The organism is Streptomyces antarcticus (genome assembly GCF_026627255.1).
GTDB classification, from domain to species: Bacteria; Actinomycetota; Actinomycetes; order Streptomycetales; family Streptomycetaceae; genus Streptomyces; species Streptomyces antarcticus.
The window spans coordinates 38187-59991 of sequence record NZ_JAPNLM010000030.1; the positions used below are offsets into that span (position 1 = coordinate 38187).

Here is a 21805-nt window from a genome sequence, read left to right on the forward strand (position 1 = left end):
CGCCTGAGGGTGACGCTAGCGACACTGTGTGCTAGAAAACCAATCCCAAAAGCACACCGTGAAGCACGCCAAAGCGGGGCGAATTTTGCGTTCACGCAGGCTGAGACGGGCTTTCGTTAGCAGACCCACCCGCAACTTTCCGGATCTCACCCGAACCTGCGGCGCTACGCGCCTCAACCTGGTAAAAGACACCGTTCGGACATTCCCCGGACACCTCAGGAGCCCAGACCGAACAAAAGCAGCCATCCCAAATCCACGGCTGCAACGGGATCGGCCGCAATGCGCACACCTGGCGCCGGATCCGATCGACGGCACCGGCACCGGCACCGGCACCGGCCAGCTCGACCGCAGGTGTTCACCAGGGGTCATCGCGCCGTGACGTGTTGTCAGTCCGAGGTGGTTTCATGGGTCAGCTGTGCGGGGAGCACAGCCTGACTGGGAGGGGACCCCGGAATGCCGTCTGTTCGGGAGCACTTACGCAACGGAACGCTCGTCCGGGCTCACTGGCGCAACCCGGCCGGTTCCAGCAGGCAGGTCGGCCTGCTGTTCCTGTTCGTGGTGGCGATGTTCGTCCTGGGCAACAAACCGATGGGCGGCGCAGCCCCGATCGAACAGACACCCGGGCCGCAGGCGACGGTGTACCCGATCACGTGGCCCGGTTGGGACAAGCCGGTCGTGCTCCCCACACCGACGGTCTCGTACCCGATCGTCTTCCCCAGCCCCGGGACCACCCCGTGAACCGCCGCACGCCCGCACGACGCCCCTCCGGCCGGGGCCGGCGCCCCCGCAGGCTCACGAACACGGACACGGAGAAGATCGGTCTGATCGCCCTGGTGGGCCTGGTGGCGCTCAGCCTGATCGCCGGAGTACTGCGGTGGCTGGCCGCGCACCCCTGGGTGATCGTGCTCGCGCTTCTAGCGGCAGCGGTCGCGGTCGCGGTGTGGGTATGGCGACAGAAGGAGACAGCGCAGTGGGAGCGGGTCCGCGCCCAGGGTCTGCGCTACGCGGTCGAGCACCTCGACCGCCTGCACCACCGGCAGTTCGAGTTCGCCGTCCGGGACCTGATGCACCGCGACGGCTGCGCCGACGCCGTCCAGGTCGGCGGCCGGGGCGACAACGGGGCTGATGTGAAGGCCACCGATCCCTACGGCCGGCGCTGGGTGATCCAGTGCAAGCACCGCACCGCGGGCTGGGCCGGGAAGCCCGTCGGCACTCCCGACCTCCACGTCCTCAACGGCACCGGCCGACAGATCCACCACGGCGACGTCCTGGTCATGCTCACCAACGGCCGCATCACCGCCAACGCCGCCCACTTCGCCAAATCCCAGCGGCTCCACCTCGTCGACCGCCACCTCCTCGCCCAGTGAGCCGCCGGCTCCACACCCCTCTGGGAACACCTGCGAGCCCTACCCCCGCCCCGCAAACCGACCCCGCTTTCCTGAACCGGCTGAGGAGGTTGCAGGCTCCGTATCGCTCCTGGGGTGTCTAACGCCTGCGAGACCTCGGCCGGCGGCGTTCCTTCAGCACCCCGGCAACGGTGGCGGTCGCACCGGACAGCGCCGCAAGCACCGCGGCGCCCGCGGCCGCCAGCTCGGTCTTGCCTCCCCCGCTTTCCTTTGCAGTCGTGTTGATCCTTTCAATCGTCTTCTCCGTCACCGTCACCGTTGGTAGCACCGTCACCGTCTTGGTCACGATGGCGACTGGTGGCCCCTCGGTCAGCTGCGACGGGAGCACGGGCACCTCCGTCGGGGCGGCGTGCGCCCCGCCGGACCTGGTGGGACTTCGAGAAGGGCTGGGCGGGGGCTCCTCGGAGCGCGGTGGCCAGGTGGCCGAAGGCGAGGCGGACACAGGGGGCGAGGGGGAGGGAGTCGCTGTGGCGGTGGACACCACTGTCTCTCCGGGCGGCGCTTTCCCAGGCACGGTGGCGAAGGCGAGCGCAGCGAGCGCGAAGAAGCCCAGAACCATCAGGGTGATGCCGGTCCAGATGAGCTTCGACTGTCTCCTCGGACGGACGACGACACCCTTACTGCTGTCGGGAGTCACTCCTCCACAGTGCGCCGCCCCGCTGAGGCTCGCACGGTCGGCTCGGCGCCCAGCGCCCCCATAAGCGGCTCCGTCGCGCCGTTCCTCCATTACCCAGCACGAGGGGACCCGGCCGCCGCGTTGGCTGCGCTCAAGCGCCTGCAGCCGATGGCCGGGCCGCAGTTGTGGCGGCAGCTCCCTCTTTCCCTCGACAAAGATCACGGTGGCATCGATGCCAACTATATTGATATTGTTGGCATTGAAGCCAACAATAGACAACATGACACCCGCGTTCGTATTCACAATCCAGACCAGTACCGACAAGGGCCGCACGTGGCTCGTTGACGGCACCGCAGCCGACGAGAGGGGATACGCGAGCCCCGAGCAACTCGCCTCGGATGTCCTGGATGCCACCTACCGGTCTCTCCTGGAGGGCACAGGTAGCGCGCCTGTGCCGCTCGTTCAGGTACAGGTCTACAGCGGGTCGGTCACCGGCATCCCCCTCGCCACCTCCTCTATCGGCACCGATCGCCAGTGGGAAGCCACGCACGACCTCCTCGCTGAAATCAGTGCCGACATCAAGCGCTTCGAAGAGGAGAAGAAGCAGGCGGAGCAGCAGGCTGCCAGTGCGCACACCGCCATCGGCAATGCCAAGCAGCGGTTGGAGAGCGTCACGAAGTCGGCGATCCGCATGAAGATGCCCCAGGTCGACATCGCCCACGGGGCCAATCGGAGCCGGGAGTGGGTTCGCCGCATCCAGGGCGGCCTGACCACCGGCCAGTAGCTTCCGCACTGTCGTATCCCTGCACCCCCATCCACTTCCAGGAGAGTCCGGTGGAAGACGTCGTAGCGCCGCTCGGTGAGAGGCAGTTCCTCGACGAGCAGCTGACTGCCTGGACGCGGGCAGGAGTCCGCCAGGAGAGCCCGGTGGTGGTGTTCGTCGCGGGGCCCCCGGGCAGTGGCAAGACCCGTTTGGGCGACCTTGTCCAGGCCGCTCTTGATCACCGTGGGGGCGCGGTCCGGATCGGTAGCGATCTCTACAAGGACGCGCACCATGAGTATCAGCGGTTCCTGGCCCAGGACGTGCGGACTGCTGGCGTCCAGGTGCGGGCCGATACCCGGCGCTGGCAGGCAGAGGTCGAGGCCCGGGCGCGGGCCGGGCGGATGGACGCGGTCGTCGAAACGGCAATGTCGGATCTGGCGGAGTTCCGGTCGGTGGCGTCGTCCTACCGGGAGGCGGGGTACCGGATCGAGGTGGCGGCGCTGGCCACTCCTGAGGCGGTGGATCAGCTCGGGATCTTGTCGCGGTTCCTCGACGGCGCGGTAGAAGGTCGGGGCCGGTACGTGTCGTGGGCCAATCACGATGCCTGTGCGCAGGGCCTGCTGAGTACGCTGGCTGTGGCCGAGGCCGAGCATCTTGCGGACCGAATCGTCATCGTGCGGCGCGATCAGGTGGTGCTGTACGACAACCACCTCGTCGGCGGGGCTTGGCACCGGCGCCCGGCCGCTGAGCGGGCAGTGGCTTACGAGCGGGCCCGCCCGTGGAGTGCGCAGGATACGGCCGTATTCCGGCGCGAGCTCGCCCTCACCGATCAGCGGCTGCACCGCGAACCGCTGGACGGGGACCGGCGCTTGGCCGTGCAGCGGGACAGCGAGCGCGCGGCCGCACTGTCCGAGCCCGTGCGCAGGATTGCCCAAGCCACCGCACGGGCCCCTGGCGTCGACTACCACAGGCTGTCCGTCGACGAACACCAGTGGATCTTCGACGAGCTGATTGCGCCATCCATCCTCGGCGGAGTGACCGCGCGCAGGGACCCGCAGGCGGTGTTCGTGGTGGGACAGCCCGGCGCGGGAAAGAGTGGCGTCTCCCGGATGGTGCGCAGGGCGATGAGGCCGGGGACGACGCACGTGGTGGGGGATGACTTCAAGGTGGCGCACCCGGACTACCTCCGGCTCCTCACCGACGATCCCCGGCACGCGGGCGCCGCGATCCGCGCCGACTACCGTGCATGGATGGGCCAGGCCGAGGCACATCTCCGCACGCGGCGCGGGGACGTTCTGATCGAGGCGGCTCCGGGCGACACTCGTGAGTTCATGTCGAGCGTGCTCCCCTTCCACCAGGCCGGGTATGCGGTCGAGGTTGTGGTGGTCGCGGTCCGCGCGGCCGACAGCCGCCTGGCCACCGCTCTGCGCTATGCCCGCGCCCAGCAGCTTGGCATTCCTGCTCGGTTCACCTCCGCGCGCGGGCATGGCGTCTGCTTCGAAGCCGTCGGCGACGTGGTCGCCTTGGCCGAAGCCCACCCGGCCGTCGCAGCGGTGACCGTCATCGGGCGGGACGGCACGGCCCTCCTCCGGTCCGAGACGGACGGCCAGAGGGGCCGTGCCGTGTGGGCGCTGGCCGCCGAACGCAGTCGCGCGTACACGCGCGAGGAGGCTGTGCGGTTCCTCTCCCTGCACCGCGCGCTGCGCCGGGCCCTGCCGCGCTACCGGCACGAGCTCGACGAGATCGCCGCGCTGGCCCGTCCTATGATGCCGACCGGTATGCGGCCAGCCCGGCTGTCCCACCCCCGCCCCGGCGTCCAGATGTTGTGCCTGCCCGTCCGGCGGGGCGGAGACTATTGGCCGTTCAGTTCTTGGAGCCGGGCGGCGTAGAGGGAGGCGATGCGGGCGGCCTCGGCAGGCTCAACGTCGTCGAGGCGCGCTTGGTCGTCCAGCGCGCCCTGCCGTGCCGCCTTGAGCTCGTCCATGCGGGCTTCATCGGGGAGCGGCGCCCGGCGCTCGTCGAGGATCTGGGAGCTGTAGAACGCCACCACCGCCCGCACGGCGTCGAGGGCTTGCTGGTCTTCGCCGCCGTGCTCGTCGCGGCCGGCGAAGTCGGGGCCGTCAGTCGGGTTGGACATGGAAAACCACCTTGATGTCGATCTTGGCCAGAAGGAGTCATTCTCCTACCCGGTTCCACCGGGCGGGCCAGGCTGTCCCTGCGCGACAGCGGCCGCGGCAGGTTCGGGTCCGGCCGCTTTCGGTCATGCTTCGCCAAGCGGTCCACGGCGGGCATAGGTTGGGAATCCAGTGATCAACTATGGGGGCTGCCGTGGCGGGTCGGGACTTGCGGGCGCTGTTCAGCACGAACGACCGGAGCCTGGAGACCGCGGAGGCGTTCACCAACCGGCACACCCAGTGGGAAGTGGTCGCGGCCGCGTTGAGCGAGCATCTGCACCGCGTGGCCCGTCCGGACTTCGACGTCGAGGACCTCGAGGCCTCCCGCGCCAACGTCGTCGTCTTCCACGGCGTCGGCGGGATCGGTAAGACGACCCTTTCCCGCAAGCTCGAGGCGGCTCTCGCCGGGGCGGAGGCGCGGCCCGTCCAGTGGGGCGAACCTTCCTGGGGCGAGACCCGGATCCTGCCGGTGCGGATCGACCTCGCCCGTTCCGCCGGCAACGACTTCGAGCGGATCGTGCTGACCATCCGTCTCGCGCTCGCCGAGATCGGCCGGCCGCTGCCGGCCTTCGATCTGGCTCTGCGCCGGTACTGGGAGGCACAGCATCCCGGCGAGAGCTTGGAGGAGTACGTGAGCCGGGGCGGGTTCGCGACCCGGTTCGGCAAGGGCCTGTCTCAGCAGATGCAGTCCGCGCTGTCCGACGTCGCTCAGGCCCTGCTGCTGCCCGGCACCGTCGGTTCCGTCGTCGGCCAGGTCACCGGGTCCCTCGTGAGGGCGCTGCGTGAGCGTCGCCAGACCGTCCGCGCGCTCGCCGGCTGTGTCCGTCTTGCCGACCTTCTGGACGCCGAGCCGGACCTGGACGCGCTCTCCTTCTACCCTCATCTCCTCGCCTGGGAGCTCGCCCAGCTCCCTTCGGACAAGCAGGCCGTTCCAGTCGTCCTCTTTGACACGTTCGAGGAGATCGGGGACCGTACCCACCGCGATCTGGAGCGCTTGATCCAGCGAGTGGTATGGCTGATGCCGAACGCGTTCTTCGTCATCACGGGACGCGCGCGGCTCCAGTGGGCCGATGAGGCCCTCCAAGGCCAGCTCGACTTCACCGGGCCTGCGGCCTGGCCCGGCCTCGCCAGCCGCCACCACGTCCCGGCCGCCCGCGCCGCGGGGCGGGCACCGGGGCCAAACCGCCAGGTGCTGATCGGCGACTTCGCCCCGGAGGACTGCGACGACTACCTCGCGCGGCGCCTCTCCCACCACGGCCGGCCCCTCATCAGCTCGCCGATCCGAGACGTGATCACTGGCCGCTCTCACGGTCTGCCCCTGCACCTCGACCTGTCGGTCATGCGGTTCCTGGAAATTCGCCGCACCCGGACCCCGCTCCCCGCCGACTTCGACCACGACTTCCCCGCCCTCATCGCCCGCACCCTCTCCGACCTCAGCGCAGAGGAGCGCCACGTCCTGCGGTCTGTCTCTCTCCTGGACGCCTTCGACCTCCGCTTGGCCACCCACACCGCGGGCCTGGCCCACCAGGCCTCCGCGCAGCGCCTCATCGAGCGGCCCTTCGTCCGCGAGAACCCCTTCAGCCTCTGGCCCTTCCACCTGCACGCGCTGATCCGGTCCACAATCCGCACCGCCGACGACGCCACCGACGACCGTTGGACCCCCGCCGACTGGACCGCGGCCGCCGAACGCGCACTCGCCGCGCTCGGCGCGCAGTGGACGGCAGCGAGCAGCCGCGACCGCATCCTGCTGGTCGGATGCCTGCGCCAGGGCCTCGCCGTCGCCCGCGACCACCACCTCGATCTCGGCTGGCTCACCGACGCCACCTGGGCTTACATCGGTGACTCCGTATGGGAGCCCCTTGCTCCGCCCGCACAGCCCGGGACCGAGAACGCGATGGCCACGGCCGCCGACGCCCTCGTTGAACTCCTCAGCACACTCTCCCGACGCCAGCACGAACACCGCACTCTTTCCATCGGCAGGCTCACCGCAGTCATCGACAGCGGGCTCCTGCCTCCCGAACTTCGGGACGTGGGCGTCTACTACCGTGCCAAAGCCGAACGCGACCTCGGACGCACCCAGGAATCGCGGAACGGCATGCAACACGTCGCCGAGGCCGGAGGCCGTCTCGCCCCGGCCGCCCGCCGCGGTCTGGCCCACCTCGCCCGCCTGGCCGGCGACTTCCCCACCGCCCTGGCCACGGCCCGGACGCTCGGCTGGGCAGGCCGCCACCACCGCGTCGAAGGCGACGTCTGGTGGGTCCAGGCCTCCATGGACCGCGCGGCCGCCTCCTACGCTGCGGCCCGCACCGAAGCGGAGGAACACGGCATCGCCGGCGAACGTGCCACCTCACAGGCTCAGCGCGCGCTCGTCATCGCCTTCACCGACCCCGCGGGCGCCGCCGATGAACTCGAACTCGCCGAACAGCTCCTCACCGGGCTCAACCTGCGCACGACCACCCTCACCACGAAGGTCGCCGCACTCGTACGCGACGCGGGCGATACCACCGCCGACGTCGAAGACCGCTGCCGCATGCTGCGCGCCGAAATCGACACGACCGGAATCGTGGCGGCCGCCGCCCTCCTGGAACTCGCCACCGCTTTCCATCACGCCGTCCTCAACGGGCACGACCAGGTCGGCGCCTCCATCAGCCGGGTCCGCAACCTGACGGGGGAGAACAGCGACTACGGCTACTACGCCGACATCGCCGCCTACATGGCGGACCTGCCCCTCCCCGCGCCCTCCTGCGTTCGATGGATCGACTCGGAGGAACAGACCCGCGCGCGGTGGCGCAGCCTCGTCACTACCCGTCGCGCGCAGCTCGGACGCCGGACATGACCGGCGAAGCCGCCTTGCGACACCACCCTGCTGTCGTTTTTTTCCGACAGTGGGAATCCCAACGGGCCTAGCAGCCACGTCGCCTGACCGGTCGGCTGTCGTTTTTTTCCGACAGCGCCTGTCGGCACGCCTGGAATCCGCCTCGGCACTCGGTACGCTTCCGCCAGACGATCTGTAACGGAAGGACAGACATGGGCACGAGAGTCGCCTCCTACAGCGAGAAGGGCGGTGTGGGAAAGAGCGCTCTTGCCGCGGGCCTCGCGGCTGCCGCCCGTAAGCGGAGGATGGAGGGACAGCCGGGAGTGGTGTTCGCCGGAGACCTCGACCCACGCGGCACCCTCACCGCCGAGCTCGGCGCCATCGACGCCGCGTTCACCATGAACGACCTGCTGGCGATGGACCCCAAGGGGGAGAGCGGCCTGGCCGCCGATGCGTTCACCAACGCCTCCGAAGCATGGTCCGGCGTCCGTGTCCTGGCATCGGAGCGCCCGCTGGCGCACCGCGAGACGGACCCGTCCGCCGGCCTGGAATTCCGCCTCCGCATCAGCCTGAACGGAGTCGACGGCGACGACGACTTCACGGTCTTCGACCTCCCGCCGCGCGCCGGCGGCAAGCTCGTCTCCAGCGGCCTGGTCGCCGCCACACACGTGGTGATCCCCGCCACGCTCGACGAGGACGGCCGCATCGGAGCCGCCGAGGCCATGGACACCATCCGGATGGTCCAGCAGACCATGAACCCCGGCCTCAAGGTCGTCGCGATCGTGCCTTCCATCGTCCCCGGAGGAAAGTCCACCCTCGGCGACGCCATAGGGAAGCACCTCGCCGCCACGTACGGCGACCTCTACCGCGACGACTTGGCCATCCCGAGGCACGCCGTACGCCAGGCAACGCGCTTCGCGTGTGTTCCCGTCACAGGTCAGCCCGGCAAGGAAGCACTGGCCCTGTCCACGGCATACGACAGGATCCTCACGGCCGTAGGGGAGTCGGTATGAGCACGAAGAACCTCGTGGCAGCGGGCGCCAGCCGCCTGGCCAAAGCTGCTGACTCTGGAGTCGATCCCGCCGTCCCCACTGAGCACCAGCCGCCGGCAGAGGCCCGTCAGCTGGTACCGAGCGGGTTCGACGCCAGCACCCTGGTGGGAAAGACGGCCTCCGAGCAGTTCCAGGCTCTGGACGCGGCCTACGCCAACGCCGAGGGGGCTGAGTTCGCGTCGATCGCGGCGGCCAAGATGGTCGGCACGATCCAGCGCGGCACCGTACTGAAAGCCCTCATCGAGGACGACCGATTCAAGGCCGGCGGCTACACGAGCATCGGTGAGTACGCGAAGAAGGTCGGCATCAACCGGCAGTACGTCTATGACCTCATCACCGATGCGGAAAACCTCCTGGCCATCAGGCCGCTGATCGAAGCCGCTGGGCACCCTCTCGTCGCCTCGCACGCCGCGATCCTGCGGCCGGTATACGACGCCAAAGGGCCCGCCGAAGCCCAGGCGCTCCTCGAGCTGGCCAAGGAGTCAGGGAAACTGACCGCCGCCTCCCTGACCGATGCGGCACGCGAGCTGGGGTTCCTCCCGGCGATCCCCGGCCAGTCGAAGCCGAGCGCTTCGTCGGCACTGCCGGTGACGAACACCCTCGCGTACGTCGGTGCGGTCTACAAAGCTGTGGCCCCGGCCAACGTCCGGGCCCTCGTCGAGCGGGACCCCGCGCAGGCACTACAGCTGATGGACGAAGCCGCAGCGGAGATCCGCAAGATCGAGCGTCGAATCCACGAGGGCCGAAAGCTGGCCCAGCAAGCGCTTCCCAATCCCGGCGAGGCCCCTGTTGATGGTCTGATCAACGACGGGCCGTAGCCTGCGGCCCAAGCGGTCCAGCACAAAACTAGAGGCGCTCGTCCCGAGAGGGACGGGCGCCTCTGCTATCTGCTGTCACGGCCCAGCCGAGAGACGATCGCAGCGCTTCACGCAGCACAGAAGACGCGCGTGCCGAGGGACGCTGCGCAGGCGATTAGGCTGCCCGTCTGGCGCCAGCCCCCTCTCGTTCCTTCGCGCAGCCTTCGACCGCACAGCACGCTCGCCTCCCCGCGTGCGCGCGGGCACCTTATTGGGTTGACCACGTCGTGACCTCAACGCCTCCGGCCGGAGAGCAGCGGCCCGAGGGCACCGGCCAGGGCTGTCGCCACCGCAGCTACTGCCGCGATCGGCGCGGTCAGCGGCGGGTGGGCCAGGCAGAGGTAGGCGGCGGCGCCCAGGGTCAGAGCGACAACGAGGACCAGGAGCAGCAGCACGAGCGGGTCAGTGCGCGGAGCCGGCCGAGGCGCAACCTGCTGAAGCGGGGACTGCTGCTGGGGGTCGGTGGTGGACATTGCGGTTCCCTCCCGTGGAAGCCTGCGGGCGGTCCGCAGGTCTGGAACGCGGAGCATGCACAAGCCGCCCCCTAAAGTCTCGGAGTGACGGCGAGAGCAGGGGCTGCGCGCCTTGAATGAGGACCGAGGAACGTGTAGGCGCCCGTCCCTCACGAAGGTGTTGTGGGGTGATGGCGGCCGGATGTTACGCCCGGACCCAGATTGCTGTGCAGGCGTCCCGATCGACCGGGCAGTCGGTTTCTCCCGTTCGCCGTACACACCGGCACCTCTAGCTGCTCGACCCTCGCCATGGGACCAGCCTGAGGGCACAACAGGGTCGCGACTATCACGCGTTCCGGATAGTTGGGGCCAAGGCTTCACGGAGGGCGGAGAACGGGTCGGGGCGGGGTTCGCCGACAGAGCCTGGGGCGGGACACTGGCGGGATGATCGAGCGTCGCCCGCTGGGCACCGGCCCCCGTCCCGCTACTCCACCGGCACAGCCGACGGCTGCGCGCCGGGCTCGCCTTGCTGCCGAAGGCGAACCGTCGGCGGCACCCGCACGTAGCACCCTGCCGGATGCCGCAGGGCAGCGGCGGGTGCTCGGCGAGGGCGGGGGTCCGGCCGAGAGTTGACCCATCCCCGGCTGGGCGGGCGGGGTTGTGCGGTGGGCCACTACATTGAGCGGCTGCACAGCACGGAGCAAGGGGGGGCTATGGACGCCGACGGCAGCCACGACACTTCGCACCGGGTTCCGCGGCCGGCGGGCCCGCCGCCGCGGCCGGTCTCACCACCAAGCGCTCCCGGAGCCTCCCTTGCGCCGCCGGTCGGGATGCCGGGGAACGGGCCGACGATCGCCGAGTGGCTGAGGGTGCCGCGGCCGGATGCCGAGGCGGGGGTATGGCGGTACGGGCATGCTCCTCGCGCCGCCGAGGAGCCGGAGTCCACGCCGACCCGGCAGCTGATCAGCGGCGCGCTGATCTCCCTCCTGGCCGGACTAATGCTGTGGTCCCTGCTGTGGAACGGCTACCTCGGGAGCTTCTGGATCTGGCCGCTGCTGATGTTCACCCCCGACTCCTGGCGCGGGACGCAGTCCTTCGTGACGGCAGGGTGGATCTGGTACGCGATCGTCGGCGGTGGGTTGGTCTTCGGCTTCGGCCGACTGGGACGGTGGCCCGAACTGCTGCGCCGAATCGTCGGCCGCCCGGCCGCCACCGCGGCGCAGTCCCCGCCCGTGCCGGTGGCGGTGGCGGCGCCTGAGGATCCGGCGGGCTGGCCACAGCTGCGCGCAGCGGGACTGACCGCGGCCGCCGACCGGCTGGCCGCCGAGGCGGAGTCCGGACGGATGAACGACGTCGACTATCTGCGGATCCGGCGGGCCTGGGAGGGGGTGCGCGCCGACGCCTCGCGGATGCGGCCCTTCGAGGGTTCCGTACGCGACAAGGGGGCGGCTGCCTGTCTGCATCCGTCGGGGGCGCGGGACCTGCCGGTGCGGGCGGCGCGGCACGACCTGGTCAACCGGCAGGTTCTCCTCGGCAGCGTCGATCCGGGTGCGCGCACGCCGTACCCGCGGCGTGGGACCGGGTTCGCGCTGGAGCCGGGTGTGCTGGGGACCTCGCTGGTGGCGGTCGGGCCGTCGGGGAGCGGGAAGACCGGCCGGCTGGTGCGGCCGGTGGTGGAGTCGCTCGCGCTCCAGGCGCTCACCGGGCAGGCCGCTGTCGTCGCGGTCGGTGCGGCCGGCGTACAGCTGGGGCCGGACGCCGGGTTCGACGTGGTCGTGCGGATCGGTGATGCGGCCTCGGCGTACGACCTCGACCTGTACGCCGGATCGGTGGATCCGGATGAGGCCGCGATCCTGCTGGCGGAGGGGTTCGTCGGCGACGTCGCGGGGATGGACGTGCGGCGGGCGGCGACCGCGCTGGCGCAGCTGCTGGGGCCGTTCCGGGCGGCGTACGGCCGCTTCCCGGCGGTATCGGAACTGCGGGAGCTCCTGGACCTGCTGACGGAGCCGGTGGACGCGCTGCGGCAGGCACTGCAGGAGGCGGGGCACCACTCCATGCTCCGTGAGCTCGACGCCCGGGTCCGCACCCATGGGGCACCCGGGGATCCGGGGCCTGTCCTGGCCGACCGGGTGGCGCTGCTGGACCGGCCGGCTTTCGCCGGGTTCTTCGACACGACCGGGAAGAGCCGGCCGTTCTCGATGGCCGCGCTGGAGCATCCGCTGCGAGTGCGGATCGATCTGCCGGAGAGCGGCCACGCGGATGCCTCACGGATGCTGGCCCGTCTGCTGCTCGCCCAGTTCAATGCCGCGGCGGCGGTGCGCTCCGACCGCTCCCTGTTCGCGTTCCTGGCCTTCGACGACGCCTCGCACACCCTGACGCCGGGGACGCTGCGCGGGGTGCAGCGGCTGCGGTCGGCGAACGCGGGGGTGCTGCTGGCGCTGCGGAGTCTGGAGGAGGTCCCGGAGGCGCTGCGGACGCCTTTGCTGGGGGCGGTGGGGTGCCGGATGGCGTTTTCCGGGGTGACGACGTGGGACGGGCAGCGGTTCGCGGAGGCCTGGGGCACGGAGTGGGTGGAGACGCGGGATGTCACGCACCGGACGGTGTTCGCCGACCAGCCGATGACGCGGGCGATCCACTCCTTCCGCAAGCTCGTCACGGGCAAGGCGGTGACCACGGACGCGGTGACGGTGCGGCAGGTGGAGCGGGAGCGGTGGTCGGCGTCCGATCTCGCGCACGCGGTGCCGCCGGGGCACGCGGTGCTGTCGCTGACTTCCGTGCGCGGGGAGCGGGCGGCGCCGCTGCTGGTCAACTTGACGATCTGACGTCATCCGGCCAACTCCCGATTTCGGTCCGCACCATTTTGGCCCGTTCTGCCGCGAATCAGTGGCCGGTGAAGGCTCGTTGACCTGCGCAAGCACGGTGCCGTCGTCGGCGGCGGGACGTAGATTTCGGCTGGTGACCGAGGTCAGGGGGGCTGATGACGACTGGTCAGGGGGCCGGCTGGGAGCCGGCCGACGGGTCCGCGCCGTACCCGCCCGCACCGAAGGTCCCGCCGCCGCGCCCGGCCTACCCGCCGGAGCCCGAGCCGGCTGACCCTGCGGGCGATCCGGCGGTCACCGACTGGTGGCGCTACCCGGACGTCCGCCAGGAGTGGCAGGACACCTGGGCGGGCGAAGGCCAGGAGGCCCGGGAGGCCGCCTGGGAGATCGGCGCGCAGATCGGGGAAGCGGTCTCCGCCCACCTGCCCGCGCCGGACGGCCCGCCGCCGACGCCGGCCGAGCAGGGCTGGCGGGGGCTCGACCTGCGCTGGCTGGGCCTGAAGTACAACATCCCGGCGGTACTCCTTGCGCTGCTGGTGACGTGGCGCAGTGAGAGCGCCGTGGGGCGGATGACCCGGGCGGTGTCCGAGGACGGGATCTTCGCGCCGCTGGGCTGGCTGCTGCTGGTCGGTCTCGTCGGCCTGGCGGTGATGGTCCTGCCGATCGGCAACCTGTTCGCGGGCCTGGTCGGCTCGATCTTCCGGGGGCTGACCGTCCTGGCCGTGCGGGCCTGGCAGGCCCGCTACATCGGATATTTGCTGCGCCTGCTGGTGGCCGTGGCCGCCTGGGCGTTCGTTATCGCCCTGCTCCGCGTCGGCGGCAGCTGGGCACTCAACTGGCTGACTGGAGCGTGAGATGAACACAACCGGGGCTGCGGCCGGCGGGATCGGTGCGGTGGCACTCGGACTCGTCTGCCTCTTCTACCAAATCGGCCGGTGGCGCGGAGGCGACCCGACACCCAAGGTGCACTTCTTCGCCGGGGTCGCGATCGCCGCCCTGCTGCTCCTGGGCGGAGGCGTCCTCGGGGTGATGGGCGGGACCGCGGCCGCGCTCGGCAACGGCGTCGGCACGTACGCGCTGGAGGGAGCCACCGGAGCGGTCGCGAACGCCGCCTCGCATACGCCGATGACCGGCGGGGAGAAGGTCGGTGTCGGGGGCGCGATCGCCGGGCTGTGCCTGCTCGCCCTGTACGCGGGCCTGATCAAGTCGGGCCGCTACGACCTCAAGAGCCCGCTGATCCGCGGGGCCCTGGTCGGCGTGTGGCTGGGTGCCTCGGCGGGTCTGATCGGTATGGCGCTCGGCCTGATCCGCACGAGCGGCAATACGGTCGGCGACATCCTCGTCAACACGATCTGAGCGGGAGAGCGGAAGCAGTGGCGGGCACGGGCAGCACCAGCGGCAGAGATGGCGGGATCGGAGCGGGAGCGGCGCATCTGCGCGCGGAGTGGGGCCGCTGGTGGCGGACCGAGGACTGGACGGACACCCACGTCGCGCACTACGTCCTGAACGACCAGTACCGGACGTGGATGCGGTTCCAGCAGCGCAACAGGGCAGAGGTGCAGCAGAACATCGGGCTCCTGAAGGAGCAGCAGAAGTTCCAGCGGCAGGCGCAGATGATGCAGATGAACGCCCAGCGCCAGCGCCACAAGCGCGGCGGGTACGGGGGCGGGTACGGCGGCGGCGGTATGGGCGCCTCCCCCGCGATTTCGTTCCGGATGATGCAGTGGGCGTCCCTCCAGATGCGCATGGGGCAGAAGGAGTTCCACCACCTGGAGATCACCCCGTCCATGCTGCACATCGGCCGCGGGCAGGTCCGCTCCCGCCGCCACCTCGCGGCCACCGCCTGGATCCTCGGCCTCGGCAGCGTCTGGGCCGGCCTGTGGTGGGTCTCCGCCACCGCCGCTTTGCTTCTCGCCCTGGCCGCCGTCGCCGTGTTCGCCATCGCAGCCGCGGGGTCCGGCCGCAACCCGAAGCCGCGCCGCCCCGCCGTGCCGAAGCTGTTGTTCATCCCGCCGAACGCGCCGGCTCACACGGAGCTCGCCGCCGACCCGGAGCCGGAGCCGTTCGCGATCCGCGAGGCCGGCCGGGATCCGCGCCAGGCCCGCGAGGCGGTCCGCCTGGCGCTGAAGAAGGAGCGGGCGAAAGTCGCCGAGGTGATGGTGCCGGAGGAGACGGCCTACGGGTGGAAGGTCCCGCTCGTCCTGGAGTCGGGTACGGCCGGGCAGCTTATCGGCCTCCTCAAGCCGCTCGCCACCACGCTACGGGTGGGCGAGTCCCGAATGCTGGCGCAGGCGGCCGACCCGGACGACGCAGCGCTGGTCCGTCTTCAGATCCTGACCCGCGATCCGTTCGCCAACCCGCCCGCCTACCCGGTCCGGGCTCCGCGGTCCTGCTCGATCACCGACCCGTTCTCCATCGGGGTGTCGATCGAGGGGGAGCACACCCCGGTCGTGCTGGCGGGCCAGAGCATCCTGATCGTCGCGCGCATGGGCGGCGGCAAATCCGGCATGGTCCGGGCGCTGGCGGACTACGCCACCGCCTGCGCCGACGCTGTCGTCGTGGACATTGACCCCACCGGCCGCGGGCTGGGGCCGCTGGGGGCCTGTGCCGTGCGCACCGCCCGTACGCCGGAGGAGGCCGAGCAGGAGCTGGCCTACCTCTTCGCGCTCGCCCAGGCACGCATCAGCGCCCTCGGCCCCACCGAGGACAACATGCCCGTGACGCCCGCCCAGCCGGCCGTCATCGGCTTCGTGGACGAGTTCCCCCTGCTGACCCCGAAGGGCAAGCAGATCGCGCTCCAACTCATGCGGCTGGGCCGCAAGGCACGGGTCACCCTGGTGGCCTGCACGCAGGACGCCACCGAGCAGATGATGGGTGACGCCGTCGCCGACTCCTTCGGCGTCCGCATCCTCATGTCGTGCCGGTTGGCCGACGTGCCCCTGGTCGTCGGCCAGTCGGACGCCGTGTCCCGGGGCTGGCTCCCGCACCTCCTGGTGCCCTCCCCGGGCGAATGGGAGATCGCCGACGCGGGGCAGTACTACTGCGTCGCGCCCCGCCACAAGGAACCGGTCCTGCGCTACGTCAGCTACCTCGACGCGGGCGCCGCCGCCGCGCGCGCCCGGGAGCGGGTCGACGCCGGGCTGCCCACCCTGACATGGCCCTCCGCCGCCGGCGCTCCCGCTCCCCCGGGAGGCGGCACACCCCGGCAGCTTCCCCCGATCGCGGCCCACCTGCTGGCCGCCTTCGCTACCCACAGTGATCCGGAGGTGCTGACCATCTCGCAGCTGGCCGAGTACCTGCTCGCGGCCGACCCGGCCACCTGGGGCAAGTGGGAGGGGAAGACGAACCGGCTCCTGATGATCGGGCGAACCATCCAGTCGCAGCTGAAGGCCGCCGGCCTGACGGTGGCGACCGTACGCGTCGACGGCCCGCGCGGACGGCCCGCCGGCTACAGGCTCGCGGACATCCAAGGCGCCCTGTCGTGATGCGTCCACGATGTGTCAGCGTTACGTCGTGGTACGTCGGCGGTGCATCCCGATGCGTCGCGGGCAGTTTTCACAATGCGTCGATGCGTCAGCCCCAGACGCATCACACTCAGGTTGTGACCTGCGATGACGCATCAGACGCATCAATCCGACCCCCCGGCCTGGAGGGCTGATGACGCACAATCCGGCCCAGTACGCCCGGGTCGCCGCCGACTCACTCGACCGGCTCGTCCAGGACGTCCGCGCGGGCCGCGCCGAATGGGGCCACCCGCACACCGTCCGCCAGGCCGCCGAGGACCTGCTGCGGGTATCCGACGCGATGGCCACCGTGCTCCAGCAGATGGCCGCCGCCCTCGACCCGGCCGCCCCGCAGACCCGCCAGACCGCGGCGGCACTCCACCTCGCCGGCCAGGCCTCGGTCACCGCCGCCACCCAACTTCGCACCGCCCGCCGCACCCTGCACTGACCGTGACCACCCGAGGGGGAACTCTGATGACTGACACCACCGCCGCGGGGGTCTGCTGATGCTGCTCGCCGAGCCCTGCGACAACATCGTGGGTCCCATCAAAGAGGCGTGCGAACCCGGCACCGGTACCGGAGGAGGCGTCCTGCCCGGCACGCCCACCGACGGACCCCTCGCCGCACTCGACCCCCTGACCTCTCTGGCCCAGTCCGCCGCGAAGGCCGCGCACTGGACTGCCTCCCAGCTCGGCAAGCTCGTCGGCGGGGACGGCGTCGCCGTCGACCTCACCAACAAGTCCTTCCTGCAGCAGTACGCCGTGGTGTTCGCCGCCTCCACCATCCTGGTGCTGGTGCTGTGGCTGCTGGCCGTCGCCAAGCGCGCCATCCGCGGCGTGCCGATGACGACCGCGATGTCCGAGGCGATCAGCCTGCTCTGGCTCGCGGTCGCGGCGTCCGCGTTCACCCCGCTGGTCCTCTACACCGTCATCGGGGCGACCTCCGCCGTCACCGACGTCCTGGTGTCCGCGCTCGGCTCCGACCCCAACGGTCTTTTCGAGTCCCTCGGCTCGAACCTCGAGGCCGGGAAGGTCGGCGGCGGCCCCCTCATCCTGCTGATCGTCTCCATCGCCACGATCGCCCTGTGCGGGGCCCTGTGGCTGCTCCTGGTCATCCGCGCCCTCGGCCTGTACGTCGGCGCCCTGTTCTCCGTGGTCATCTACGCGGGCCTGGTCGACCGGGACTGGTGGGGCCACACCCGCCGGTGGGCCGGCGTGATGTTCGCGCTCATCGCCGTCGAGCCGGTCATCGTGATCGTCATCGGCCTCGCCGCCGCGTTGCAGAGCAGCCCGGACACGAACAACGTCGTCACCGGCCTGGCCATCACCCTCATCGCGCTCGGAGTCGCCGTCTACCTCGTGTGGAAGGTGCCTGCGGTCGGCGACGCGGTGAAGGTCGCCCGGGGCGCAGCCAAGGCCACCGGCGGCACCGCACGCGCGGTTACCGCCACCGCGTCCGCGGCCACCGGCGTCATGCGCGGCATCAGCGCCCACGGCGAACGCGGAGGGGGCGCAGGAGGCGGCGCCGGGCGCTCCAGCAGCATCGGAACCCAGAAGGCCCCGAACAACGTCTCTGGCGGGATTGCCGCGCACTCCCAGCGCAAGCCCAAGGACAAGTAGCCAGCCCGGGACGCCCCCCACGCCGGGCGTCCCGGGATGCCCAGAGGCCGGTCCGGCGCAGGTGACGGGTCGGCTCGCCGGGTACGGCACACTGGTGGAGTCACCGACACGAGGGATAGACCTGATGCCCGAAGACCCGATCGGCCAGGAGATGGCCCGCATCCTGAACGAGAAGCTCCAGCGGGTGATCGACCGGCAGACCGAGCACACGGTCGCGCTGGCCAACCACACCGCCTCGCTCGACCGGCTGGAGAAGGGCCAGGAAGAGCTGAAGGGCCTCCTGCGCCAGCTCCTGCACCGCGAGACGGAACAGCGCTGACGACCGCATGACCGCCGTGCGAGGCCCGTTTCACGATGCGGCCCCGCGGCGAGGCAGGACAAGGGCGAGGCCCGCAGCGATCGAGCGCTGCGGGCCTCGCCGTGTTCAGCCCGGCTGCCGCCAGGCGGCTGCCCCGGGGCCTGCGGCAGCCACGCCGATACGGTCAGCCGCTGAATCCGGCCGCGACGCGGCCGAAGCCGGTGCTGGCGAAGTGGAACGGCGGGGCCGGAGAGGATGTGCACATGAAGCGCCCGATGTTGACCCAGCGGGAGGCCGCTGACGCGTGTGGCGTCAGCCGCACCACGATCCGCCGAGCCCGCGAGGCCGGTGACCTGCCCGGTTCTGTCCAGGACCCCAAGAGGGGCTGGATGATCCCGATCGACGGCTTGCTGGCCGCCGGGTACCGGCTCAACGCCCCCGCACCCGCGGACTCCCCGGCCCCGGGCGGCTCGGCCGCTCCGGCCGCCGCCGGGGAGCAGGACGCGGTTGTGCTCCGGGCCGAGCTGGAGCGGCTCCGCGCGGAACACGAGCTCGCGTTGGCGCGCGCCGAGCTGCAGCACCTGCGCGCGCAGCTCGCAGAGCGCGGCGAGCGGATCGCGGACCTCCAGCGTGCGGTCGCGGCGCTGACGCCGGCACCCTCTCGGGCCGAGCTCGCCCTGCCCGAGAGGGTGGCTATGCCCGGCCAGGCCATGGGCGGCACGGCCGCGGAGCAGGCCACTGCCTGGGGGGACGGTCCGGAGGCACGCAAGCGGTGGTGGGGTGGGCGGCCCTGACCCGGTAGACAGCGGCGGGCGGCACCCGGGTCAGGGTGCCGCCCGCCGTCATGTGCCGGGTCAGGGCTGCTGGCCGTCCATCATCAGCTCGAACGTCGTCGCCCGGTACCCGTCCACGAGCCGGGCTCCGGCCGCCTTGCGGACGTCGCCGGCAGCGGTCTGCCCCACGTTCAGTACGCCCATGATCTGACTCAGCGACACCACTGTCAGGTCAGGCTGTTCCGGATCGACTCCGGCGGCCAGGAGCATCCGGGCCACCAGGCGCTCCGAGCGCTCGCGGGGGCTCAGGCGGGCGTAGTCCTCGGCCTGCTGGGCGCGTGCCTCGCTCATCGCCGTCTGGTACCGGAGGTCCGCGGCCGCCTTGTCGGCCTGGGCGCCGGCCACGACCGCCGCCTTGCGGCCGGCCTCCGCACGCGCCGTCTCCTCGGCGTTCCTGACCGCCCTGCGGCGCTCGGCCTCCGCGTCCGCCGCGGCCTTCTCCTTCAGCGCACGCTGCCGCTCCGCCTCCGCCTCGGCGCGCTCCGCCGCCTCGGTGTCCCGGGCCGTCCGCAGGCGCGCGGCGGCCGCCTCGGCCGACTCCAACGCCTCGGCCTCGGCCCGCGACTGCCGCTCCGCCGCCGTACGCCGGTGCTCCGCCGCGACCTTCGCCGCCGCGGCGGCGGCCTCCGCCTCCGCACGAACCGTCTCCGCCTGCGCGGCCGCCGTCCCTGTCCGGGCCTCCTTCTCGTAGGTGGCGACCTCGACGTCGGCGTCGTCCTCCAGGACGCGGAGCCGGTCCTCCTTGTCCTGTCGGCGTACCCGCTCCGCCTCCACCCGCTTGCGCTCCGCCTCGGCGCGCTCCCGCTGCTCCGCGTCCGCCTCCCACTTCGCCGGAAGGGCCAACGCTTGCTCCACGGTGTAGCCACGGGGCGCCATCGTCATCGGCAGGAGCTGTACCTCGGACGCCCTGGACAGGTCCCCCTTCAGCTCCTGCGTGAGCCACACGCGGTAGCCCTCCAGCGCCTGCTCCCGCTCGACCATCTCCGGGTAGCTGGTCACCACGGCGAGCCGCATCCGCCGGTACAGGCGGCCCGTACGGATCGGGGACAGCACCCAGCGGTGCAGCGGGATCCGGTCGGCCGCGGTGCCGTCCTCGATGCGGGCGGCGTGCAGCAGCAGCTTGCGGGCCGCCTCCACGCCCAGGACGAACAGGCCTGGCATGACCGCGTGGCTCAGGGCCCACAGCGGGTCCGCGACCAGCCCGTCCCAGACCGAGTCCTTTTCCTTGATGCCGTCCGACGCGTTGAACAGGATCGTGAACAGCGTCATCGCGTGGGCCGCGAACCGCAGGACGGGCCACGGCGTGCGGCGGCGCACCATCACCAGGTCTGCGGCGAGGAGCGCGATGATCGAGGCGTCGACTCCGATGGGGAACCACGGGGCCAGCGTCGGGCTGAACCCGTGGCCCAGGGCGAACCGCTCCAGGGTGGAGTACGAGGCGGCGAACCCGATCACGCCCACCAGTGGCATGCCGACCACGGCCACGCCCATCAGCAGCCAGCCGATCCACCGGCCGGGCTCGCGCTCGGGGGTGGCCACCGTGGCCGGGACCGGGTGACCGGTGGCCGGGGCCACGGCCACCGCCTGGCCGGCCACCCCCGGCCCACCCCGGCCACCCTTGCGCGGCGGGGGCGGAGCGCCCTCCTGTGCGGCCGGAGCACCCGGCCGGGAGGCCGGAGTGACCCCGGCTGCGGCCGGAGTGGCCGGGGCCATGGCCGGAGCGGCCGGGGCCATGGCCGCCCTATGGCCTACCGTCTGGCCGTCCGTCAGCGTGTCAGTCATCCCGGCAGTCTCCCCCCTGCGGTGCGGAGCCGGAGCACCGGCCCGCCCAACCGGAGCGGCAGCCGGTCCGACCGGAGTGAAGGGGACAGCGGGGCGGGTGAGGTCATGGAGCGGGTGGTGCGTCGTCACCGATACCTCCGAGAGGTGGTCAGGGGGTGGGCCGGGAGGGTGTGTTCCCGGCCCACCGGGAGAGGCCGGCGCAGTGGCTCGCCCCGAGGGGTGCTCTTCCGCGGCGGCAGTGAGACGGGTCAGGAACCGGACTGCGGGCGCGGCCGGGTAGGCGGCGACGGCTGGTCGGTACGCCCGTCCCGCTCGTGCGGGGTGGGCCTGATCGGCAGGGGCGACTGGTCAGCCATGGGGCTTCAGTCCCACCATGGCCTGGCCGTGGCGACGGAGTTCGGCTTCGGTCTGCTGCCGGATCTGCTCCGCCCGCTGGACGGCTGCGGCCGCTTCGGCGACCGCTGCGGCCTGCTGCTCGGCGTTCATCGGGCACTCCCGAGGGCGGGGAGCAGGCGGGTGGTCCAGCCACCGCACGTACGGCACACGTACTGCCTGGCCTTGGCGTCGTAGCGCATCTTCCCGTGGCAGACCGGGGCGGTGTGGCGCGCCATCACTTCCACCATTTCCGGGCGCCGGTGGCGTCCTGGTCGGTGGTGCCGGTGCCGGCCGTCGGCTGCTCCGTCGCGGCCTTCGTCCAGCCGCCGCTCTCGGCCGAGTAGCTCCTGCCGTGACGGGCGCGGTCCGTGTCGCTCTGGCCCGCGGCCAGATCGCTCTGGCTGATCGTTTTGCGGAAAAGTGCCATGATGGCGTCTCCAT

22 protein-coding genes are annotated in these 21805 nt (G+C 71.4%); 15 read left to right on the top strand and 7 right to left on the bottom strand.

Features of this window, described 5'->3' with window-relative positions; translation table 11 throughout:
• The first annotated feature begins 453 nt into the window (after positions 1–453).
• Both OTB16_RS32625 and OTB16_RS32630 read left to right on the top strand, forming a co-directional pair.
• Positions 454–738 carry a hypothetical protein gene (locus OTB16_RS32625; protein WP_267725475.1) on the top strand — a complete coding sequence of 95 codons (285 nt, stop codon included), beginning with the start codon at positions 454–456 and terminating at the stop codon, positions 736–738.
• The gene (locus OTB16_RS32630) at positions 735–1367 is read left to right on the top strand and encodes a restriction endonuclease (protein ID WP_324290910.1); all 633 of its coding nucleotides are present in this window, start codon (positions 735–737) and stop codon (positions 1365–1367) included. The genes OTB16_RS32625 and OTB16_RS32630 overlap by 4 nt, the downstream gene beginning before the upstream one ends.
• A 118-nt stretch (positions 1368–1485) precedes the next feature.
• Here OTB16_RS32630 and OTB16_RS32635 read toward each other — a convergent pair whose 3' ends face one another.
• Complete coding sequence (locus OTB16_RS32635; protein ID WP_267725478.1) at positions 1486–1692, bottom strand: hypothetical protein; 207 nt, start codon at positions 1690–1692, stop codon at positions 1486–1488.
• Between the two features lie 610 nt (positions 1693–2302).
• Here OTB16_RS32635 and OTB16_RS32640 point away from each other — a divergent pair.
• Both OTB16_RS32640 and OTB16_RS32645 read left to right on the top strand, forming a co-directional pair.
• On the top strand, positions 2303–2806 hold the full coding sequence (locus OTB16_RS32640) for a hypothetical protein (RefSeq protein WP_267725480.1): 504 nt from the start codon (positions 2303–2305) through the stop codon (positions 2804–2806).
• Positions 2807–2856: 50 nt separating this feature from the next.
• On the top strand, positions 2857–4674 hold the full coding sequence (locus OTB16_RS32645; protein WP_267725482.1) for a zeta toxin family protein: 1818 nt from the start codon (positions 2857–2859) through the stop codon (positions 4672–4674).
• On the opposite strand, the gene OTB16_RS32650 is transcribed toward OTB16_RS32645, so the two are convergent.
• Positions 4638–4922 carry a hypothetical protein gene (locus tag OTB16_RS32650; protein WP_267725484.1) on the bottom strand — a complete coding sequence of 95 codons (285 nt, stop codon included), beginning with the start codon at positions 4920–4922 and terminating at the stop codon, positions 4638–4640. The two genes, OTB16_RS32645 and OTB16_RS32650, sit on opposite strands and share 37 nt — an antisense overlap.
• A 191-nt stretch (positions 4923–5113) precedes the next feature.
• Here OTB16_RS32650 and OTB16_RS32655 point away from each other — a divergent pair, with 191 nt between their 5' ends.
• From OTB16_RS32655 to OTB16_RS32665, 3 genes are all read left to right on the top strand, one after another.
• Positions 5114–7795, top strand: coding sequence for an ATP/GTP-binding protein (locus OTB16_RS32655; RefSeq protein ID WP_267725487.1), 2682 nt, complete (start codon positions 5114–5116; stop codon positions 7793–7795).
• Positions 7796–7986: 191 nt separating this feature from the next.
• Positions 7987–8787: a ParA family protein gene (locus OTB16_RS32660; protein WP_267725489.1), complete on the top strand. Its 801-nt coding sequence runs from the start codon at positions 7987–7989 to the stop codon at positions 8785–8787.
• Positions 8784–9644: a hypothetical protein gene (locus OTB16_RS32665; RefSeq protein ID WP_267725491.1), complete on the top strand. Its 861-nt coding sequence runs from the start codon at positions 8784–8786 to the stop codon at positions 9642–9644. The genes OTB16_RS32660 and OTB16_RS32665 overlap by 4 nt, the downstream gene beginning before the upstream one ends.
• 272 nt (positions 9645–9916) lie before the next feature.
• Here the strand turns inward: OTB16_RS32665 and OTB16_RS32670 are convergent, their stop codons facing one another.
• Complete coding sequence (locus OTB16_RS32670; RefSeq protein WP_267725493.1) at positions 9917–10156, bottom strand: hypothetical protein; 240 nt, start codon at positions 10154–10156, stop codon at positions 9917–9919.
• A gap of 692 nt (positions 10157–10848) precedes the next feature.
• Here OTB16_RS32670 and OTB16_RS32675 point away from each other — a divergent pair.
• The 8 genes from OTB16_RS32675 to OTB16_RS32710 all read left to right on the top strand — a co-directional run bounded on the left by OTB16_RS32675 (position 10849) and on the right by OTB16_RS32710 (position 19168).
• Positions 10849–12957 (top strand): ATP-binding protein, encoded by a 2109-nt coding sequence (locus tag OTB16_RS32675; RefSeq protein WP_267725496.1) that lies wholly within the window; start codon positions 10849–10851, stop codon positions 12955–12957.
• Between the two features lie 155 nt (positions 12958–13112).
• Positions 13113–13808 (top strand): hypothetical protein, encoded by a 696-nt coding sequence (locus tag OTB16_RS32680; RefSeq protein WP_267725499.1) that lies wholly within the window; start codon positions 13113–13115, stop codon positions 13806–13808.
• Position 13809: 1 nt separating this feature from the next.
• Positions 13810–14310 (top strand): hypothetical protein, encoded by a 501-nt coding sequence (locus OTB16_RS32685; protein WP_267725501.1) that lies wholly within the window; start codon positions 13810–13812, stop codon positions 14308–14310.
• Positions 14311–14327: 17 nt separating this feature from the next.
• Positions 14328–16439 (top strand): hypothetical protein, encoded by a 2112-nt coding sequence (locus OTB16_RS32690; RefSeq protein WP_267725503.1) that lies wholly within the window; start codon positions 14328–14330, stop codon positions 16437–16439.
• Positions 16440–16611: 172 nt separating this feature from the next.
• Positions 16612–16905 (top strand): hypothetical protein, encoded by a 294-nt coding sequence (locus OTB16_RS32695; protein WP_267725505.1) that lies wholly within the window; start codon positions 16612–16614, stop codon positions 16903–16905.
• Between the two features lie 58 nt (positions 16906–16963).
• Positions 16964–18076, top strand: a complete 1113-nt coding sequence (locus OTB16_RS32700; RefSeq protein ID WP_267725508.1) for a hypothetical protein — start codon at positions 16964–16966, stop codon at positions 18074–18076.
• Between the two features lie 124 nt (positions 18077–18200).
• The gene (locus tag OTB16_RS32705) at positions 18201–18395 is read left to right on the top strand and encodes a hypothetical protein (RefSeq protein WP_267725510.1); all 195 of its coding nucleotides are present in this window, start codon (positions 18201–18203) and stop codon (positions 18393–18395) included.
• A gap of 242 nt (positions 18396–18637) precedes the next feature.
• Entirely contained in the window at positions 18638–19168 is a 531-nt protein-coding gene (locus tag OTB16_RS32710; RefSeq protein WP_267725512.1) for a helix-turn-helix domain-containing protein, read from the top strand.
• Positions 19169–19228: 60 nt separating this feature from the next.
• Here OTB16_RS32710 and OTB16_RS32715 read toward each other — a convergent pair whose 3' ends face one another.
• From OTB16_RS32715 to OTB16_RS32730, 4 genes are all read right to left on the bottom strand, one after another.
• A complete protein-coding gene (locus OTB16_RS32715) occupies positions 19229–20989 on the bottom strand; it encodes a DUF2637 domain-containing protein (RefSeq protein ID WP_267725514.1) in 1761 nt (586 codons plus the stop codon).
• Positions 20990–21337: 348 nt separating this feature from the next.
• Positions 21338–21475, bottom strand: coding sequence for a hypothetical protein (locus OTB16_RS32720; protein WP_267725516.1), 138 nt, complete (start codon positions 21473–21475; stop codon positions 21338–21340).
• On the bottom strand, positions 21472–21600 hold the full coding sequence (locus OTB16_RS32725; protein ID WP_267725518.1) for a hypothetical protein: 129 nt from the start codon (positions 21598–21600) through the stop codon (positions 21472–21474). The genes OTB16_RS32720 and OTB16_RS32725 overlap by 4 nt, the downstream gene beginning before the upstream one ends.
• A complete protein-coding gene (locus OTB16_RS32730; protein WP_267725520.1) occupies positions 21600–21791 on the bottom strand; it encodes a hypothetical protein in 192 nt (63 codons plus the stop codon). The genes OTB16_RS32725 and OTB16_RS32730 overlap by 1 nt, the downstream gene beginning before the upstream one ends.
• Positions 21792–21805: the final 14 nt, after the last annotated feature.

Coding starts and splice junctions, on each gene's coding strand:
- OTB16_RS32705 (WP_267725510.1), top strand. CDS start 18,201: ATGCCCGAAGACCCGATCGGCCAGGAGATGGCCCGCATCCTGAACGAG.
- OTB16_RS32650 (WP_267725484.1), bottom strand. CDS start 4,922: ATGTCCAACCCGACTGACGGCCCCGACTTCGCCGGCCGCGACGAGCAC.
- OTB16_RS32710 (WP_267725512.1), top strand. CDS start 18,638: ATGAAGCGCCCGATGTTGACCCAGCGGGAGGCCGCTGACGCGTGTGGC.
- OTB16_RS32660 (WP_267725489.1), top strand. CDS start 7,987: ATGGGCACGAGAGTCGCCTCCTACAGCGAGAAGGGCGGTGTGGGAAAG.
- OTB16_RS32665 (WP_267725491.1), top strand. CDS start 8,784: ATGAGCACGAAGAACCTCGTGGCAGCGGGCGCCAGCCGCCTGGCCAAA.
- OTB16_RS32625 (WP_267725475.1), top strand. CDS start 454: ATGCCGTCTGTTCGGGAGCACTTACGCAACGGAACGCTCGTCCGGGCT.
- OTB16_RS32685 (WP_267725501.1), top strand. CDS start 13,810: ATGAACACAACCGGGGCTGCGGCCGGCGGGATCGGTGCGGTGGCACTC.
- OTB16_RS32730 (WP_267725520.1), bottom strand. CDS start 21,791: ATGGCACTTTTCCGCAAAACGATCAGCCAGAGCGATCTGGCCGCGGGC.
- OTB16_RS32695 (WP_267725505.1), top strand. CDS start 16,612: ATGACGCACAATCCGGCCCAGTACGCCCGGGTCGCCGCCGACTCACTC.
- OTB16_RS32725 (WP_267725518.1), bottom strand. CDS start 21,600: ATGGCGCGCCACACCGCCCCGGTCTGCCACGGGAAGATGCGCTACGAC.
- OTB16_RS32720 (WP_267725516.1), bottom strand. CDS start 21,475: ATGAACGCCGAGCAGCAGGCCGCAGCGGTCGCCGAAGCGGCCGCAGCC.
- OTB16_RS32680 (WP_267725499.1), top strand. CDS start 13,113: ATGACGACTGGTCAGGGGGCCGGCTGGGAGCCGGCCGACGGGTCCGCG.
- OTB16_RS32675 (WP_267725496.1), top strand. CDS start 10,849: ATGGACGCCGACGGCAGCCACGACACTTCGCACCGGGTTCCGCGGCCG.
- OTB16_RS32670 (WP_267725493.1), bottom strand. CDS start 10,156: ATGTCCACCACCGACCCCCAGCAGCAGTCCCCGCTTCAGCAGGTTGCG.
- OTB16_RS32700 (WP_267725508.1), top strand. CDS start 16,964: ATGCTGCTCGCCGAGCCCTGCGACAACATCGTGGGTCCCATCAAAGAG.
- OTB16_RS32715 (WP_267725514.1), bottom strand. CDS start 20,989: ATGACTGACACGCTGACGGACGGCCAGACGGTAGGCCATAGGGCGGCC.
- OTB16_RS32640 (WP_267725480.1), top strand. CDS start 2,303: ATGACACCCGCGTTCGTATTCACAATCCAGACCAGTACCGACAAGGGC.